Origin of the sequence: Muricauda sp. MAR_2010_75 (genome assembly GCF_000745185.1) — a bacterium.
Classification (GTDB): domain Bacteria; phylum Bacteroidota; class Bacteroidia; order Flavobacteriales; family Flavobacteriaceae; genus Flagellimonas.
The window spans coordinates 1,040,789-1,057,314 of sequence record NZ_JQNJ01000001.1 but is presented as its reverse complement, the minus strand read 5'-3'; the positions used below and the strand labels follow the sequence as shown (position 1 = coordinate 1,057,314).

Here is a 16,526-nt window from a genome sequence, read left to right as displayed (position 1 = left end):
AAAATTTTAGCTAAAGTTAGCGGAACTTCTTAAGACCGTAAAGAACCAAGTTGAGAATCTTGTAAGGTTTTTTAGTGTAATACAACCAATGATAAAAGTCAGAAAATAGGCTGTTTTTGAAGAATAAATTTGCAGAAAGGATTTTTATGGACTTATTGGAAAAGCACGTACAGCATGATAAACCCACTTTGGTGCAGCAAGGCATCTCCATGGGAATGGATTACCAGAAATACAGGAATTTAGTGCACCATTTGGTTGAAATTGAACAAACCACTGGTCATATTCAAACCGAAGCGAACATCCATTATACCCAACTCAATGACCGCAGAATGAAACGTTGGGACAAAACCTTTGTGATTCCCGAAGAGATTCAACAGAAGGTTATCAACTTAAAATCAAGGTTGGCATTCTTGGTGATTACCGAAAGTTGGTGCGGGGATGCGGCGCATAGCTTGCCTATCATCAATAAGATTGCAGGACTCAACCCCAATATCGATTTTAAAATAGTTCTTAGAGATGAGGTCCCTGAGATTATGGATGCCTTTTTGACCAACAAAGCCCGTTCCATCCCCAAAGTGGTTCTGTGGGATAAGGAGAAAAAGACAATTTTGGGTGAATGGGGACCAAGACCGCGTGCGGCCACTAAAATGGTGGAGGCCTATAAACAGGAACATGGAAAACTTACCCCAGATTTTAAACAGGACCTTCAGGTTTGGTACAATAAGGATAAAGGAGAGGGTATTTTACAAGATATTTTGGATTTACTTCCCTTGGAATAGGTAGGTAATGGTGCCAATTTGTGTTGCTTTGGAATCGGGACTGAACCGTGCTTTAAGGGCGTAGGTAATGGCATTGTCCACCAAACAACCGTTGCTGGTTCCAGAGCTTTTATCGTTAAACGAAGCTTCCGTAACATACCCGTTGTCATCCACTTTTATATTGACGACCACTTTGCCCCCTTCAATACAGGTATAAATAGGAGGGGGAAGGTAATAGGCATTACGCTCCACTAGTGAAAACGAAATGGAGGTTCGTCTGTCCTTTAAATAATTGGTGAATTCTTCTTTTTGCGCTTCACGTTCGCCCAGTTTTTCTTTATTCTCGTCACGCTTTGCCTTAAGTTGCTTCAACTGCTCCTCAAAACCGGAATTGTCTGCATATTCACCAGTTTCGCTACTTAATGCTTTTTCTTCCAAGAGTTCCTCTAAAGTTTTCAGGGGTTCGGGATTTCCTATGGTAGGTTTGGCGGTCTCGTTAAAAGCCATATGGCTTTTAATGGGGTCGTTGTTGGCCAATTCTTCCAATCGCTCTTCCTCTTGTTCCAACAATTCCTCAATATCTTCATCGGCCAAGCTCATTTCAATAACATATTCTTCTTCCTTCATACCCCCCAAGTGAATGTTGAACAACAACAAGACCACGATGGACATGGAGAAGAATGTGATCAATAGTGATAACTGACTTCTGTTAAGATTAAGGTTCATGGTTTTACTATAACCGCTTTTTTTCAAAAATATTTTACCCCGTGATCTTATACAACCTACTGCTTCAGCACTTTTTGGACATAAAATCACAGATTTTCTTTGAAAACCTTGGGGCTTGTAGCATTATTTACGTTGAAATCCCCTATTTTGGTTCTTCTAAGGGCCGATAAATAAGCTCCAGAACCTACAGCTTTGCCAAAATCGTGCGCCAAAGAACGAATATAGGTGCCCTTGCTGCACACGACCCTAAAATCCACTTCCGGCAATGAAATTCGGGTAATTTCAAATTCCAATATCTCTATTTTTCTTGATTTTATTTGAACATCCTTGCCTTCCCGGGCAAATTCATATAACCGTTTTCCGTCTTTTTTTAAGGCCGAAAAGATGGGAGGAACCTGGTCAATTTCACCCAAAAATTGGTTCGTAGCTTTTTTAATGGATGCTTGCGTTAAATGTGCTGTGGGATAAGTTTGGTCTACTTCAGTTTCCATATCGTAAGAAGGGGTGGTTGCACCTAGTGTGAATGTGCCAATATATTCTTTGACTTGCCCCTGAAGCTCTGGAATTTTCTTGGTGAACTTGCCCGTACAGATAATCAAAAGACCCGTGGCCAAAGGGTCAAGTGTACCCGCATGGCCGATTTTTATCTTTTTAAGGTCAAATTTTTTCCGTATGGCCCACTTAAGGGCATTCACCGCTTGAAAGGAACTCCATTCCAACGGCTTGTCGATCAATAGAATTTGACCATTCAAAAAATCATCTTTGGTTTTCAAAAGCTTCGGGGTTTGCAACAAAAATACTGATCTATCCCCAAATGCTCCAAGCAAGGGCAATGAGCCCCACAATTAAACAATAAATAGCGAAATAGGTCAACTTACTTTGGCGCACCAGCTTGATCATCCAGGTACAGGCAGCAAGTCCGGCGATAAAGGCGGCAATAAACCCTGCTCCCATGGCCACGGCCTGGTCTCCATGGAAATTGATGTCACCGCTCATTAAATCTTTTGCAACCTTTCCCAAAATCAAAGGAACAACCATCAAGAAAGAGAATCGAGCTGATTTACCCTTGTCCACCCCTAAAAGAACAGCGGCGGATATAGTGGCGCCACTTCGGGAAATTCCGGGCAATATGGCCACAGCTTGAGCCATGCCGATGGCAAAAGCGCTTCGGAACGAAACCCCTTTATCCGTGGTTTTGGCCAAATCCGCCAAATACAACAAAAAAGCGGTGATGATGAGCATGATGCCCACAATGACAATGGCACCATCGAAAAATACTTCAATAAAATCATTCAAAAAGAGGCCTACTAAAGCAGCAGGAATCATGGAGATGATGATTTTTATGGAAAATTGGGTCTCTTCATTCCATTTGAATTGAAAAAGCCCTTTAAATATTTCTATGATGTCTTTTCGAAAAACGACAATGGTACTCAAGGCTGTGGCAAAGTGCAAGATTACGGTAAACAACAGGCTTTCCTCAGGGACAGCGTGCGCGCCCAAAATGGCTTTCCCCAACTCCAAATGTCCACTGGAGGATACAGGTAAAAACTCGGTCAATCCTTGGATAATACCAAGAATAATAGCATCAATGAGCTCCAAATCAGTCGTTCTTTTTGTTAGGGTTCAACAAAATGGCATATATCTGGATGCCCAGACCGATCAGCACCAAAGTGGGGGCCAAACGGATTCTTCTAAAGTTGTAGATGTCTGGATTGAAGACCTCGGGGTCATCACTGCCACCACCGCTCATCAAAATAAAGCCTAAAGCGATAAAAGCAATGCCGATGAAAAGGAACAGATAATTTTTCTTTTGGAAAATGAATACCTTGGTAGGTTTTTGGTCGTTCTTTTTTTTCTTGCTCATGCCGCAAATTTAATGAAAAGTTTCCCAGAAAATTTTCAAAACCAATTATATGGGAAGTATGCGCCTCAATTCTATCACCGGAGCGGTCTAATATCTATAATCTAATAGTATAGATCGTCTGTTCTTAAATTCAGAAAGCGTTGCGTAGCAAAATGCGTGCTGGCCCATGAAATGACCACACCAAGACCAAAAACACCAACAAACAAAAAGATAAGCACCATATAATCCTGAAGCAAATTCAGTTCCGGGAAATTTTTGTTGATGTAATATATAAGGATGCTCAATGAAATCAATGCCACGGCGGCCCCCACCATACCCAATTTAATATTTGTCCAAATAAAAGGGCGTCTAATAAAAGTCTTTGTGGCCCCCACCATCTGCATAGTCTTTATAATGAATCGCTTGGAATAAATGGACAGCCGGATAGAGCTGTTGATAAGCAGCACCGCAATTACGGTAAACACCGCGCTGGCCACCAAAATCCACAAACTGATTTTCCGGGCATTGTCGTTGAGCAGCGAAATCAAGGGTTTGTCATAGCTGACCTCATCCACATACGTTTTTGTGGAGATTTCCTCGGCAATCTCGGCAATTTGCTCAGGAGAGACAAAATCGGCCTTTAAATGCACATCAATAGAGTTCTTTAAAGGATTGTAGCCCAAAAATTCCACAAAATTCTCCCCAATGTCCTCGCTGTATTGCTCCGCAGCGTCTTCTTTGGAGATATAATCTGCCGACTTGGTATATTCTGCCAAGGTTAGGCTCTTCTGCAATTGATCGATCTCCACAGGTTTGGCATTGTCCTTCAAAAACACCGAAATGGTAATTTGCTCCTTAAAGTGATCGGCCAGTTTTTTGGTGTTCAACACCAAAAGACCAAGGGTTCCCAAAAGGAACAGCACCAAAGCGATGCTCAAAACCACGGAAAAATAAGAGGAAATCAGTTTTCTTCGCTGATATCTTTCAATATATTGGCTCATATAGTGGAATCAATACGTAAAAATAGAAAAGTAAATTGTATTTAGGGGATTAAACCTATTTTTGCAACTCGAAAATGAAAGCGAATAGCATGAATTACGATTTCCGTCAGATAGAAGACAAATGGCAGAAGTATTGGGCAAAAAACAAAACGTTTAAAGCGTCCAACGACTCCAACAAACCCAAATTTTATGCATTGTCCATGTTTCCTTATCCCTCTGGGGCTGGATTGCATGTGGGGCATCCACTGGGGTATATCGCTACGGACATCTATTCGCGCTACAAAAGACATAAAGGTTTCAATGTGCTGCATCCGATGGGGTATGATTCTTTTGGATTGCCTGCGGAACAGTATGCCATCCAAACTGGACAACATCCGGCCATAACGACGGAAAACAACATTAAAAGGTACCGGGAGCAGTTGGATGAACTTGGCTTTTCGTTCGATTGGGACCGTGAAGTGCGTACTTCCAACCCAGGATATTACAAATGGACACAGTGGATTTTCATCCAGCTGTTCAATTCGTGGTACAATAAAGTTTCCGATAAGGCTGAGGACATCTCAACCTTGGTTTCCCTATTCCAAAAAGAAGGAAATGCAAAAGTAGAAGCCGCATGCGATGAGGATACTCCTGTTTTTTCTGCTGAAGAATGGGTCAATTTTTCGGAAAAGGAAAAGCAAGAAATCCTCTTAAAATATAGATTGACCTATTTGGCCGATACCGAAGTCAACTGGTGCCCTGCTTTGGGAACCGTTTTGGCGAATGATGAGATTGTGAATGGCGTTTCCGAACGTGGGGGTCACCCCGTAATACGCAAAAAAATGACGCAATGGAGCATGCGAATTACGGCTTATGCCCAGCGTTTATTGGATGGATTGAACAGAATTGACTGGCCACAGCCGCTCAAGGATTCCCAAACCAACTGGATTGGACGTTCCGTAGGAGCATCGGTGACTTTTGATGTAAAAGGATTTGATGACACTATTGAAGTTTTCACCACCCGCCCAGACACCATTTTTGGGGTAAGTTTTATGACCTTGGCCCCGGAACACGATTTGGTGGCCAAAATCACAACTCAAGAACAAAAAGCGGAAGTGGACGCCTATGTGGAAGCTACTGCCAAACGTTCCGAGCGGGATCGGATGGCCGATGTGAAAACAGTTTCAGGAGTGTTTACCGGAGGATATGCGGAGCATCCCTTTACCAAAGAGCCCATTCCCATTTGGATTGGCGACTATGTGTTGGCCAGTTACGGAACCGGTGCGGTCATGGCGGTTCCTTGTGGTGACCAACGTGATCATGACTTTGCCATACACTACAAGATCCCTATTCCAAATATCTTTGAGGGGGTCGATGTTTCGAAAGAAGCATTTGCCGATAAGGAAACTACGGTAATTGCCAATTCCGATTTTCTCAACGGGCTTTCCTATAAGGATGCCATGAAGAAAATCATAGCCGAATTGGAAAAGATTGGGCATGGTGTAGGAAAAGTGAACTATCGCCTTCGGGATGCCGTATTTAGCCGTCAACGCTATTGGGGGGAGCCCTTTCCGGTGTATTATGTGGATGGGATGCCGCAGATGATTGACTTGGAACATTTGCCTTTGGAACTCCCCGAAGTGGAAAAATACCTCCCCACCGAAACAGGCGAGCCGCCTTTGGGCAATGCTACGCATTGGGCATGGGACACCGATAAAAATAAAGTCGTTTCCAACGATTTGATTGATCATAAGATCGTTTTTCCATTGGAGTTGAACACCATGCCCGGTTGGGCAGGGAGTTCCCAATACTTTAATAGGTATATGGACCCGCGTAATGACGAGGCTATTTTCTCCAAGGAAGCCATTGACTATTGGCAGGATGTGGACTTATATATAGGAGGTAGTGAGCATGCCACAGGCCACCTCTTGTATTCCCGTTTTTGGCAAAAGTTTATGTTTGATAGAGGCTATGTGCCCAAAGACGAGTATGCCCAAAAGTTGATTAACCAAGGGATGATTACCGGGGAAAGTGCATTTTTCAATATTATTGAAGGAAGATTAATAAAAGGAGAAGAAGATGTACCTGCCTATTGTCAAGTCATAATAAGTAAAGAAGTTTATGAGGGTTTGGATTTATATAACGGAACTATAGATAAGTTGCCGAAACCACTTTTTGATTTTTTAAATGAACGAATTGAGCTTCATCTAGATTTTAACAAATCTTATAGGGATTACAATAAATCATTTATAGCCTTTAAATCAACCAATATTCCCGTTGATGACATAAAAAATAATAAAGTAAGAATACTGCCATTCAAGGATGACCCTCGTCTAAAACATATTGGTAATGCACATTTTTTTGATGGAGAAAAAGTTATTCCCAACGAGGATATGACCAAAGATACTTTGGTTGATGTTTTTAGGGAAATTGAAAAAATGTCCAAATCCAAATACAATGTCGTCAACCCAGATGCCATTTGTGAGGAGTATGGCGCAGATTCCCTTCGGTTGTATGAAATGTTCCTCGGCCCGTTGGAGCAATCCAAGCCTTGGAACACGGCAGGAATTACCGGGGTACATTCCTTCTTAAAGAAATTATGGAAACTCTATTCCCCATATATGGACGGGTCGCTGAGCGGAGTCGAAGCGGAACCCACCCCAGAAAATCTAAAAACCCTCCACAAGACCATCAAAAAAGTGGAAGAGGATATTGAGAACTTCTCGTTCAATACGTCGGTTTCCACTTTTATGATCTGTGTCAATGAGTTGACCGCCCAAAAATGCACCAGCAAGGCCATTTTGGAACCACTGGCTATTTTGGTATCACCCTATGCACCACACATTGCTGAGGAACTTTGGGAACGTTTGGGTCATACCGAGTCCATCGCCGAAGCCCCATTCCCCAAGTTTGAAGAGAAATACTTGGTGGAGAGCAGCAAAGAGTATCCTATTTCCTTTAATGGAAAAATGCGCTTTAAATTGGAACTTCCGTTAGATATGGGTAAGGATGAAATTGAGGCAGCTGTCTTGGCTCACGAAAAAACCCAAGAACAACTGCAAGGGCGTGCCCCTAAAAAGGTTATTGTGGTTCCCGGCAAGATTGTGAATATCGTAGGGTAAATTTTGAATTTATAGGCTAAAGCCATTTTTCATTGACATTTGCTCATTAAACCCATTAAAATGCATGCCAAACAGCATGCATTTTTATTTTTAAAGTATTTAACCCCTAAAAAATATAGGGTATAACTAAATAAAATATTTTAAAATGACTATAACCCCTGATAAAATAGGGGTATAAATGTTAAAAAACATGTTTTTCAGCTTCACACCCCTACTTTTTGTCGATTTTGTTTCTCAGTTCAGTTTTTTTATAACACCTTTGAGAGTGTAATCATAAAACACAACAAAATGATTGTAGGGGTACCAAAAGAAATCAAGAACAATGAAAGCCGGGTTGGAATGACTCCAGCTGGGGTTTTTGAACTGGTAAAGAACAACCATAATGTCTATGTACAATCAGGTGCAGGTGAGGGCAGCGGTTTTTTCAATCATGATTATCAACGGGCCGGGGCCACAATTTTGGATACTATCGGTCAGGTGTATGCCATGAGTGATATGATCGTTAAGGTAAAAGAGCCCGTTGCACAGGAATATAATTTGATCCAAAAAGGTCAGATCGTGTTCACCTACTTTCATTTCGCTTCTAGCGAGGCATTGACCCAAGCTATGATCAAGAGCAAATCCATCTGTATTGCCTATGAAACGGTTGAGGATCCAGACGGAAGCCTCCCACTCCTAACCCCAATGTCTGAAGTAGCCGGACGAATGGCGATTCAACAAGGCGCCAAATATTTGGAAAAGCCCGTAAAAGGAAAAGGGGTGCTTTTGGGAGGTGTGCCCGGAGTGTCCCCGGGCCGTGTTTTGGTCTTGGGTGCTGGAACGGTGGGCATTCAGGCTGCAAAAATGGCAGCAGGCCTGGGAGCCCAAGTCACCATTTTGGATGTTAATATGAAACGGCTTCGGTATGTGAACGACATTATGCCGAGCCACGTAGTCACAGAATTTTCCAACGAGTTCAATATCAGAAAACATATAAAAAACCATGATCTAATAATAGGCGGCGTTCTTTTAAAAGGCGCAAAAGCACCAAACTTGATTACAAGGGACATGCTCAAGGACATGCATCCCGGTACGGTTATCGTTGATGTCGCCGTAGATCAGGGAGGGTGCGTGGAAACCACCAAACCCACAACCCATGAAGACCCCATTTATATCATAGATGATGTGGTCCATTATTGTGTAGCCAATATGCCAGGGGCAGTGCCTTATACTTCTACAGTTGCCTTGACGAATGTAACACTGCCCTATGTGCTAAAATTGGCCAATATGGGATGGCGGAGCGCATGTAATTTGGATAAATCACTGGCCAAAGGATTGAACATTGTGGAAGGTGAAGTAGTTTACAAAGAAATTATTGAAGCCTTTCATTGGGAGCCAGCATTGGCATAACATACATTTTGTCAGTAAAAAAGCCCTGCCAACATTTGGCGGGGTTTTTGCTTTAATGTGGTATATTTAATAGACCAAAAACAGAAAATGCTATGATGACATATTATATTTTGATTGGTGGAATTGCTCTGATCAGTTGGTTGGTGAGCAGCCAGTTGAAAAGCAAATTCAAGAAATATTCCAAAGTGCACCTTCGGAATGGGATGAGTGGGGCCGAAATTGCCCAAAAAATGTTGGATGACCATGGAATTAGGGATGTAAAGGTAATCTCCACGCCCGGTATGTTGACAGACCATTACAATCCAAAAAACAAAACCGTGAATTTAAGTGAGAGCGTATACAATCAGCGCAATGCAGCCGCAGCAGCCGTGGCCGCACATGAATGTGGTCACGCCGTGCAACATGCGCAGGCTTACGAATGGTTAACCATGCGTTCCAAGTTGGTGCCCGTTGTCAGTGTTACCTCGGGAATGTCCACTTGGATTGTCTTTGGAGGTATTATTTTGATGGCTGCTACGGGTGTAGCAGGAGGCATTGGGTTTTACATAGCCGTGGCCGGATTGATCATGATGGGATTGGCCACTGTGTTCAGTTTTATCACGCTTCCCGTGGAATATGATGCCAGTAGACGGGCTTTGGTGTGGTTAAAGCAAAAGAACATGGTAAGCCAAGAAGAGTATGCCGGTTCCGAGGATGCCTTAAAATGGGCGGCCAGAACCTATTTGGTAGCCGCATTGGGTGCCTTGGCTTCCTTGATTTATTGGGGCTTCCAAGTCTTTGGAGGAAGGGATTAGGAATCCATTTGCAGAATATATTTAAGCCTACTTGATTTGATTCAAGTGGGCTTTTTTTATTAAAGGATACTCTTTGTAATCCTATTTGCTATTATTTTTGTAGCTTTGCTATTAAAGACGTAGCAATATGACTGTTCCTAAACCTGGATTTCCCGTTCGCGGGTCAAAAAGTGGACAGCCCATTATGGCTTTGCTCGATCTGTTGGGCAGAAGTTGGGCGATGGGCATTGTTTGGCATTTGTATACTGGGCCGAATACGTTTCGGGGCATACAGGACTATTGTGAGTCCATTTCACCCACAACGTTGAACACTCGGTTGAAAGAACTACGGGACTGTAACCTCATTGAAAGGACATTGGAAGGCTATACGCTTACCGAATATGGCAAAGAACTGTACGAGCTTTTGGAGCCGATGGGGAGTTGGGCCCGACACCGATGGGCGCTCAGTTTTACCGAAAAAGACAACAAATCATAAGACTATGAGGTACATCAAAAAACCAACTGAGGGAGAATATCCAGCCTATTCCCATATTTATATGGACCTGTTGGAAGATGATGGTAAGGTTTTAGAACATTTACAGGAAAATTTCCTCAAAATCAAAGATTTTGTATACTCCCTTCCCAAGGAAAAGTTGGAGTATCGGTATGCAAAAAACAAATGGACCATTAAGGAAATACTGGTGCACCTAATTGATGACGAGCGCATCTTTGCTTACAGGGCACTGCGGTATGCTAGAAATGATGACACACCGGTCCATGGATTTGACCAAGATGTTTATGCGCAGTATTCAGACGCCAACGAACGGAGCTTGGACAGTATTTTTGATGAATATGAATCGGTAAGAAGGGCTACACTAACCCTTTTTACTTATTTACCGGAAGAAAGCTTTATAAGGGGTGGTAAAGGAGTGGATTTTGATGGCAGCATTATAAACCATAGAACGGTGCGGGGATTGGCGTATCACATTGCAGGTCATGAACTACGCCATTTCAATACAATTAAGGAAAAGTACGTAAACTAAAAGCGGGGCCAAAGGCCCCGCTTTTAATCGATATAATTTTTGGATTTACTTAATCCAATTGGCAACTTGGTTATCGATCATTTGCAGTCCTACACCTTCGGTGCCGGTAACAGCGATCATATCCAAAATATCACGAATAGTGTTTTCTTCTTCAACTTGTTCCAAAACAAACCAATCCAAGAATCGCTCTGTGGCGATATCGCCCAACTCACGGGCCTTTTTCACAATATTGTGAATGGACTTGGTCACTTTTACTTCGTGTTCCAAGGTGTTTTCAAACACATCCACAATGGATGAATAATCGTGGTTGATACCAGTTACCTCCGGGGAAACAGGATTACCACCCGTATCCACCAAAAATTCAAAGATCTTCATCATGTGCCCACGTTCTTCTTCAGTTTGCTTATAGAAAAATTTGGCACTGGTAAAAAAACCATTCTGCTCACACCAAGACGCCATGGCCAAATAGGTGGCAGAAGCATGGGCTTCCATTTTAATCTGTCCGTTGAGCAAATCCATGGATTCCACTTTAATGCTCATACTTTGTCTTGCTATATCTTTCATATCAATAGGTTTATATCGTAAAATCAACTTTAACAAAAATACGAAATTTAACTGCGATTCGGAAGTAACTCCTTTGTTTTAAGGCAGTTTAAGATTGAATAAAAATAAGGGGAGGAAAGTGGGGATTAAACACTTTCGGTTTCCTTTTCAACCGAAAGTCCCAAGGCTATAAAGCAGTGCTCCACAAAATGTTTCAAGTCCAAAATTTCGTAAGTGTTCAAGACAAAGAGGTGTTCTTTGTTGCAGAGCAATAAAACCTCAAATCCGTGCTTGTTCAAATCGCCGTCAAAATGGTTTTCAATAGGGATTGACATCACTTTGTACCGCAGTGCCAACAATTGGCAAAGCGACATACGGACCATTTTTTGGCCAAAATCCACATAGAAGCTACGCTCTTTTGCAGATTGGTATAAGGTGTAATATGAAGTTTGAACTATTACATTCATGGGACAAATGTAAAGTTTATTTAGATTGAATACAAATATCAGATCTGAATTTGTCGATCAATTTGCTGGTTCAGGGAAATAAAGGTTTCAGTGCGGGAAACCCCCTCAATCTGTTGTATTTTTTTGTTCAGCACTTGCATAAGATGCTCATTATCCCTGCACAACACTTTTATGAGTATGGACCAGTTTCCTGTGGTGTAATGACATTCCAAAACTTCGGGAATTTTTTCCAGTTCCTTTACAGCCCTTGGGTTGGCCATGGCCTTGTCCAAAAAAATTCCAATGTAAGCCATTGTGGTATAGCCCAATACACGTGGGTTGATGATAAACTTGGACCCCGCGAGCAAACCGGAACTTTCCAATTTGCGAAGCCGTTGATGGATGGCCGCCCCGGAAATACCTATGTTTCGGGCAATCTCCAAAATAGGTTTTCGGGCATCTTCCATCAAATACCTTAGAATCTTTTTGTCTATGCCATCAATTTTGACCGAACTGTTATGGTTTTTCACGGAAACTGTTTAGAATTGAAGCTAAATATAGAAAATCTTCATTTAGCTTGCTACAGAATCTGGATTGTAGCCTAAATAAGGTACCTCGAATTCGTTAAAAATAATGCCGTGTGTTTTTAGTTCGGTAAGTATAGGAGCGTAAACTTCTTTGTTAATTGGAATTTGCACCCCGGGCGTGGTTATTTTCCCATTCAAAATTTGAAGGGTTGCAATAGCAACAGGCAGCCCAACCGTTTTGGACATGGCGGTATAGGTTCTGTTTTCGCCAATGACCACCATATTGGCATCAATCTGTTTCTTTTCACCGTTCAGTTCATAGCCAAATTTATGGTACATGACGATCATGTCCTTTTCATCTTCCTTTAAGGTCCAGCTATCTTCCAAAATGTGCTGTAATATTTGTGCTGGAGAAGCATTTTTTAGGGGGATTTTTTTGGTAGGGTCAAAAATGTTCAGCTCCAATAGTTTTCCCCAGCGAATATCATCTTGATCAATTTTAAGATAGTGCCGCAATTTGAGTTCCACAGAATCGGTTGGGGAATAAGGCAAAAATAAATTTACAAACTCCCTGTAGGACATTCCTTCGGAATTTTCAATCGTGTAGCTATCATCCGTCATGCCCAAAATCACGAACATTTGCCATGCTTTGGAAAACCCAATCCTACGCATAGTACCCCTATAAAGGGTAAGGGCATTTTGTAGGCCATAGGCTTCTCGATAGTTCAGGGAATCCCGGTTGGCATAGACCTCAAAAGTGCCATAACCCTCAATCTCCAAAAATTCTGTCCGTCTGAACAATTTTTGGTAAGGAATGTATTTATAGGTGCCCTCCTGAATGAATTTGGCCACACCGCCTTGGCCGGCCAAAACAACATTTCTGGGGTTCCAGGTAAATTTATAGTTCCAAAGGTTGGAGTCGCTTTCGGGGGCAACCAACCCTCCCGTAAATGACTCAAAAAGTAACATTTTGCCACCCTTATCCCGAATACGGTCAATGACCTCCATGGCACTCATGTGGTCAATACCAGGGTCGAGGCCAATTTCGTTCATAAACACCAAGCCATTTTTTTTGACCTCGTCATCCAGTGCCTTCATTTCTTTGCTGACATAAGATGCGGTGACCAAATTTTTGTTGAAATGAATGCAATCTTCTGCAATTTTAATGTGCATGCTAGCTGGAAGCATGGATATGACAATGGAGGCTGAATCAATGGCTTTTCTACGGTCCGCATCGTTGAAAATATCAAGCTTCATCACACTGCAATTGGGATGTGATGAAAATTGCTCTGGGATATGCTCAGGTTGAAGATCTCCGATGACCAATTTTAGGTTTTCGGCGTCGGATTTTTTTAAAATGTAATCTAAAAGATATGAGGTTGATTTTCCAGCCCCAACGACCAAAATAGTGCGGACCATAGGTTTTGTGTAATTTTGAATAAAACGGATACTAAGGTATCAAATTGTTATATCTATAAAAAAACAAGCATTAAAAGTTATGAACAGAACAATAATTCTGACCGGGGTGGTATTTGGCTTATTGGCCATTGTTTTGGGTGCTTTTGGGGCACACGGATTGGAAAAATTGGTAAATGCTGATGCTGTCAGTACTTTTGAAACTGGGGTGCGTTACCAGATGTACCATGCACTGTTCCTGCTTTTTTTGGGAATTTGGGATGGCCTTAAAAATCGGAGCAAAAAAATGATTTTTGTGATGATAGTGATCGGTGTGATATTGTTTTCGTTCTCCATTTACCTGTTGGCCTTGAACAGTTTAACAGCTTTTGATTTTAGGATTATAGGTTTTTTAACGCCAATGGGAGGGGTTTTTTTAATTCTGGGATGGTTTCTTTTAGGATACTACATTTTGACCCAAAAAGGGTTCAATTAAGCTAGAAATAGAAGGCGGAAAGCGTATAATTTTCTAGTTTTGTGTTACAACTAAAACAAAAAAATGAAGGATTCTGACTCAATTACGAAAACGATTTCGTTAAAGCCCTACGGAATTACACATGACAATTTTCAGTATCAACTTTCGCCTGATGAACTTCATGACCTAACCTTGGAAAAAGGTATGGGAAAAGAAGCTTCCTCTGGAGCCTTGGCGGTGAACACAGGTGAGTTTACCGGAAGATCGCCCATGGATCGTTTCATTGTAAAGGATGCTGTCACCGAAGAAAAGATTTGGTGGGGAAATATCAACATCCCTTTTGAACCTGAAAAGTTTGACAAACTATACGATAAGGTCATCGACTACCTGAATTCAAAAGAGCTGTACGTTCGGGATTGCTATGCTTGTGCAGACCCAGCCTATAAATTGAACATAAGGGTGGTCAATGAGTATCCTTGGTCCAACATGTTTGCCTATAATATGTTTTTACGACCTACTGCTGAGGAGTTGGATGATTTTGAACCGGAATGGACCGTAATCAATGCTCCAGGGTTTATGGCCGATGCCGACGTTGATGGAACCCGTCAACACAATTTTGCCATCCTTAACTTCACCAGAAAGATTGCGTTGATTGGGGGTACAGGTTATACCGGAGAGATTAAAAAAGGAATTTTTTCAGCATTGAACTTTATTCTTCCCGTTTATAAAAATACGCTGCCCATGCATTGCTCGGCCAATTTGGGAGAAGAAGGTGATACTGCTATTTTCTTTGGACTTTCAGGTACCGGAAAAACCACACTTTCCACAGATCCCGATAGAAAATTGATTGGGGACGATGAGCACGGGTGGACCCCGGACAATACCGTTTTTAACTTTGAAGGGGGATGCTATGCCAAGGTCATAGACCTATCTGAAGAGAACGAACCTGAAATTTATGGAGCCATTAAAAAGGGAGCTATCTTGGAGAATGTGGTCTTGGATAAAGATGGTGTGGTCGATTTTTCCAACACCTCCATCACCCAAAACACCAGGGTAAGCTACCCTATTTATCATATTGAGAACATTCAGGAACCTTCCATCGGGAAAAATGTAAAGAATATCTTTTTTCTAACGGCGGACGCCTTTGGGGTGCTGCCCCCCATTTCCAAGCTTACCCCAGCACAGGCGGCCTATCATTTTATCTCTGGATATACGGCTAAAGTAGCTGGGACAGAAGCCGGTGTGGTTGAGCCACAACCTTCATTTTCGGCCTGTTTTGGCGCTCCTTTTATGCCGTTGCACCCTGCAAAATATGCTGAAATGCTGAGCCGAAAGATGAAAGAATCCGGTGTGGACGTTTGGCTGATCAATACGGGATGGACCGGTGGGCCTTACGGTGTGGGTACTCGTATGAAGTTAAAATACACCCGTGCTATGATCAGTGCTGCCCTTAGCGGAGAATTGGGTCTTTACAGCTATGACAAGTACCATATTCATTCCGTTTTTGGTGTGGCACAGCCCAGGGAATGTCCAGGAGTGCCAACCAGTGTGTTAAGCCCAAGGGCTACTTGGAACAATGATGAGGCCTATTATACAACGGCATTTAAATTGACCAATGCGTTTCGGGAGAATTTTAAGAAGTTCGAGGCCTACGCCAGTGAAGAAATCCGAAGGGGAGGGCCACAACGGTATGCCTTTTAAAACAAAACGCCCTCGTATGTCGAGGGCGTTGATTTTTTCCAATGAAATAAATAATTTACTTGTTCACACTGGTAATGTACTTCTGTAGGGCCATTGTCATGGATGGTGTTTCCGGTGTTGGCGCCTGAATGTCTATGCGAAGTCCGGCTTCCGTAGCTGCTTTTACGGTGCTGTTGCCAAAAACGGCAATTCTAGTGTTGTTCTGTTCAAAATCCGGGAAATTCTTCAATAGCGATTCAATTCCAGAAGGACTAAAGAAAACCAATATGTCATAATAAACGTTCCTAAGGTCCGATAGGTCACTGATGACCGTTTTGTAAAAAACACCGCGTTTCCAGTCCACGTTGATTTCATCCAAAGCTTGGGGCACGGTAGCCTTCAATGCATCGGATGAAGGTAAAAGGAATTTCTCGTCCTTGTACTTTTTGATCAAGGGAATCAACTCGTTAAAAGTCCTTTTTCCCACATAGATCTTACGTTTTCTGTACACTACATATTTTTGCAAGTAGTAGGCAACGGCCTCAGACTGGCAAAAGTACTTCATGGTGTCCGGAACCTTAAAGCGCATCTCCTCGGCAATTCTAAAAAAATGATCCACAGAATTCCTGCTGGTCAAGATAATCGCCGTAAAATTGTTCAAGTCGATTTTTTGCTGCCTTACACTTTTGGCCTCAACCCCCTCAACATGGATAAAAGGTCTAAAATCCACTTTAACCTTTTCTTTCTCAATCAATCTTGAATAGGGGGAGTTTTCGACTTTAGGTTCTGGTTGGGAAACCAAAATTGTTTTTACTTTCATAAGTTT

The 16,526-nt window shown here is 42.1% G+C and carries 18 protein-coding genes; 8 read left to right on the top strand and 10 right to left on the bottom strand.

The features are described from left to right. The first annotated feature begins 146 nt into the window (after positions 1–146). Positions 147–779, top strand: coding sequence for a thioredoxin family protein (locus FG28_RS04670; protein WP_051947180.1), 633 nt, complete (start codon positions 147–149; stop codon positions 777–779). Here the strand turns inward: FG28_RS04670 and FG28_RS04665 are convergent. From FG28_RS04665 to FG28_RS04645, 5 genes are all read right to left on the bottom strand, one after another. Continuing rightward, positions 762–1,484 carry an energy transducer TonB gene (locus FG28_RS04665; RefSeq protein WP_036380352.1) on the bottom strand — a complete coding sequence of 241 codons (723 nt, stop codon included), beginning with the start codon at positions 1,482–1,484 and terminating at the stop codon, positions 762–764. The genes FG28_RS04670 and FG28_RS04665 overlap by 18 nt on opposite strands. An 86-nt stretch (positions 1,485–1,570) precedes the next feature. Next, positions 1,571–2,257, bottom strand: a complete 687-nt coding sequence (gene truB / locus FG28_RS04660; RefSeq protein WP_036386154.1) for a tRNA pseudouridine(55) synthase TruB — start codon at positions 2,255–2,257, stop codon at positions 1,571–1,573. Positions 2,258–2,288: 31 nt separating this feature from the next. Further along, complete coding sequence (locus FG28_RS04655) at positions 2,289–3,083, bottom strand: undecaprenyl-diphosphate phosphatase (RefSeq protein WP_036380351.1); 795 nt, start codon at positions 3,081–3,083, stop codon at positions 2,289–2,291. Position 3,084: 1 nt separating this feature from the next. Beyond that, positions 3,085–3,348 (bottom strand): DUF3098 domain-containing protein, encoded by a 264-nt coding sequence (locus tag FG28_RS04650; protein WP_036380350.1) that lies wholly within the window; start codon positions 3,346–3,348, stop codon positions 3,085–3,087. A gap of 101 nt (positions 3,349–3,449) precedes the next feature. Further along, the gene (locus tag FG28_RS04645; RefSeq protein WP_036380349.1) at positions 3,450–4,328 is read right to left on the bottom strand and encodes an ABC transporter permease; all 879 of its coding nucleotides are present in this window, start codon (positions 4,326–4,328) and stop codon (positions 3,450–3,452) included. An 89-nt stretch (positions 4,329–4,417) separates the two neighbouring features. On the opposite strand from FG28_RS04645, the gene FG28_RS04640 reads away from it, so the two are divergent. The 5 genes from FG28_RS04640 (at position 4,418) to FG28_RS04620 (ending at position 10,634) form a co-directional block, all read left to right on the top strand. Next, positions 4,418–7,429, top strand: coding sequence for a leucine--tRNA ligase (locus tag FG28_RS04640; protein ID WP_036380348.1), 3,012 nt, complete (start codon positions 4,418–4,420; stop codon positions 7,427–7,429). Positions 7,430–7,717: 288 nt separating this feature from the next. Beyond that, a complete protein-coding gene (gene ald / locus FG28_RS04635; RefSeq protein WP_036380347.1) occupies positions 7,718–8,818 on the top strand; it encodes an alanine dehydrogenase in 1,101 nt (366 codons plus the stop codon). A gap of 92 nt (positions 8,819–8,910) precedes the next feature. Continuing rightward, the gene (locus tag FG28_RS04630) at positions 8,911–9,612 is read left to right on the top strand and encodes a zinc metallopeptidase (protein WP_036380346.1); all 702 of its coding nucleotides are present in this window, start codon (positions 8,911–8,913) and stop codon (positions 9,610–9,612) included. A gap of 127 nt (positions 9,613–9,739) precedes the next feature. After that, the gene (locus FG28_RS04625; RefSeq protein WP_036380345.1) at positions 9,740–10,087 is read left to right on the top strand and encodes a helix-turn-helix domain-containing protein; all 348 of its coding nucleotides are present in this window, start codon (positions 9,740–9,742) and stop codon (positions 10,085–10,087) included. A gap of 4 nt (positions 10,088–10,091) precedes the next feature. Further along, positions 10,092–10,634: a DinB family protein gene (locus FG28_RS04620; RefSeq protein WP_036380344.1), complete on the top strand. Its 543-nt coding sequence runs from the start codon at positions 10,092–10,094 to the stop codon at positions 10,632–10,634. A 45-nt stretch (positions 10,635–10,679) separates the two neighbouring features. Here the strand turns inward: FG28_RS04620 and FG28_RS04615 are convergent, their stop codons facing one another. The 4 genes from FG28_RS04615 to FG28_RS04600 all read right to left on the bottom strand — a co-directional run bounded on the left by FG28_RS04615 (position 10,680) and on the right by FG28_RS04600 (position 13,569). Beyond that, on the bottom strand, positions 10,680–11,198 hold the full coding sequence (locus FG28_RS04615; RefSeq protein ID WP_036380343.1) for a ferritin: 519 nt from the start codon (positions 11,196–11,198) through the stop codon (positions 10,680–10,682). A gap of 125 nt (positions 11,199–11,323) precedes the next feature. Continuing rightward, positions 11,324–11,644 carry a hypothetical protein gene (locus FG28_RS04610; protein WP_036380342.1) on the bottom strand — a complete coding sequence of 107 codons (321 nt, stop codon included), beginning with the start codon at positions 11,642–11,644 and terminating at the stop codon, positions 11,324–11,326. A 38-nt stretch (positions 11,645–11,682) separates the two neighbouring features. Further along, entirely contained in the window at positions 11,683–12,153 is a 471-nt protein-coding gene (locus FG28_RS04605; protein ID WP_036380341.1) for an Lrp/AsnC ligand binding domain-containing protein, read from the bottom strand. Between the two features lie 42 nt (positions 12,154–12,195). Next, positions 12,196–13,569, bottom strand: coding sequence for a saccharopine dehydrogenase family protein (locus FG28_RS04600; protein ID WP_036380340.1), 1,374 nt, complete (start codon positions 13,567–13,569; stop codon positions 12,196–12,198). 79 nt (positions 13,570–13,648) lie between these two features. Between FG28_RS04600 and FG28_RS04595 the strand changes: the two genes are divergently transcribed. Both FG28_RS04595 and pckA read left to right on the top strand, forming a co-directional pair. Continuing rightward, positions 13,649–14,041: a DUF423 domain-containing protein gene (locus FG28_RS04595; protein WP_036380339.1), complete on the top strand. Its 393-nt coding sequence runs from the start codon at positions 13,649–13,651 to the stop codon at positions 14,039–14,041. A 63-nt stretch (positions 14,042–14,104) separates the two neighbouring features. Further along, entirely contained in the window at positions 14,105–15,721 is a 1,617-nt protein-coding gene (pckA, locus tag FG28_RS04590; RefSeq protein WP_036380338.1) for a phosphoenolpyruvate carboxykinase (ATP), read from the top strand. Between the two features lie 55 nt (positions 15,722–15,776). On the opposite strand, the gene FG28_RS04585 is transcribed toward pckA, so the two are convergent. Beyond that, positions 15,777–16,520, bottom strand: a complete 744-nt coding sequence (locus FG28_RS04585) for a uroporphyrinogen-III synthase (protein WP_036380337.1) — start codon at positions 16,518–16,520, stop codon at positions 15,777–15,779. Between the last annotated feature and the right edge of the window lie 6 nt (positions 16,521–16,526).

What these genes read in the sequence shown, in the direction of transcription:
- FG28_RS04670 (WP_051947180.1), top strand. Translation starts at nt 147, where the DNA reads ATGGACTTATTGGAAAAGCACGTACAGCATGATAAACCCACTTTGGTG.
- FG28_RS04665 (WP_036380352.1), bottom strand. Translation starts at nt 1,484, where the DNA reads ATGAACCTTAATCTTAACAGAAGTCAGTTATCACTATTGATCACATTC.
- FG28_RS04650 (WP_036380350.1), bottom strand. Translation starts at nt 3,348, where the DNA reads ATGAGCAAGAAAAAAAAGAACGACCAAAAACCTACCAAGGTATTCATT.
- FG28_RS04645 (WP_036380349.1), bottom strand. Translation starts at nt 4,328, where the DNA reads ATGAGCCAATATATTGAAAGATATCAGCGAAGAAAACTGATTTCCTCT.
- FG28_RS04640 (WP_036380348.1), top strand. Translation starts at nt 4,418, where the DNA reads ATGAATTACGATTTCCGTCAGATAGAAGACAAATGGCAGAAGTATTGG.
- ald (WP_036380347.1), top strand. Translation starts at nt 7,718, where the DNA reads ATGATTGTAGGGGTACCAAAAGAAATCAAGAACAATGAAAGCCGGGTT.
- FG28_RS04630 (WP_036380346.1), top strand. Translation starts at nt 8,911, where the DNA reads ATGATGACATATTATATTTTGATTGGTGGAATTGCTCTGATCAGTTGG.
- FG28_RS04625 (WP_036380345.1), top strand. Translation starts at nt 9,740, where the DNA reads ATGACTGTTCCTAAACCTGGATTTCCCGTTCGCGGGTCAAAAAGTGGA.
- FG28_RS04620 (WP_036380344.1), top strand. Translation starts at nt 10,092, where the DNA reads ATGAGGTACATCAAAAAACCAACTGAGGGAGAATATCCAGCCTATTCC.
- FG28_RS04615 (WP_036380343.1), bottom strand. Translation starts at nt 11,198, where the DNA reads ATGAAAGATATAGCAAGACAAAGTATGAGCATTAAAGTGGAATCCATG.
- FG28_RS04610 (WP_036380342.1), bottom strand. Translation starts at nt 11,644, where the DNA reads ATGAATGTAATAGTTCAAACTTCATATTACACCTTATACCAATCTGCA.
- FG28_RS04600 (WP_036380340.1), bottom strand. Translation starts at nt 13,569, where the DNA reads ATGGTCCGCACTATTTTGGTCGTTGGGGCTGGAAAATCAACCTCATAT.
- FG28_RS04595 (WP_036380339.1), top strand. Translation starts at nt 13,649, where the DNA reads ATGAACAGAACAATAATTCTGACCGGGGTGGTATTTGGCTTATTGGCC.
- pckA (WP_036380338.1), top strand. Translation starts at nt 14,105, where the DNA reads ATGAAGGATTCTGACTCAATTACGAAAACGATTTCGTTAAAGCCCTAC.
- FG28_RS04585 (WP_036380337.1), bottom strand. Translation starts at nt 16,520, where the DNA reads ATGAAAGTAAAAACAATTTTGGTTTCCCAACCAGAACCTAAAGTCGAA.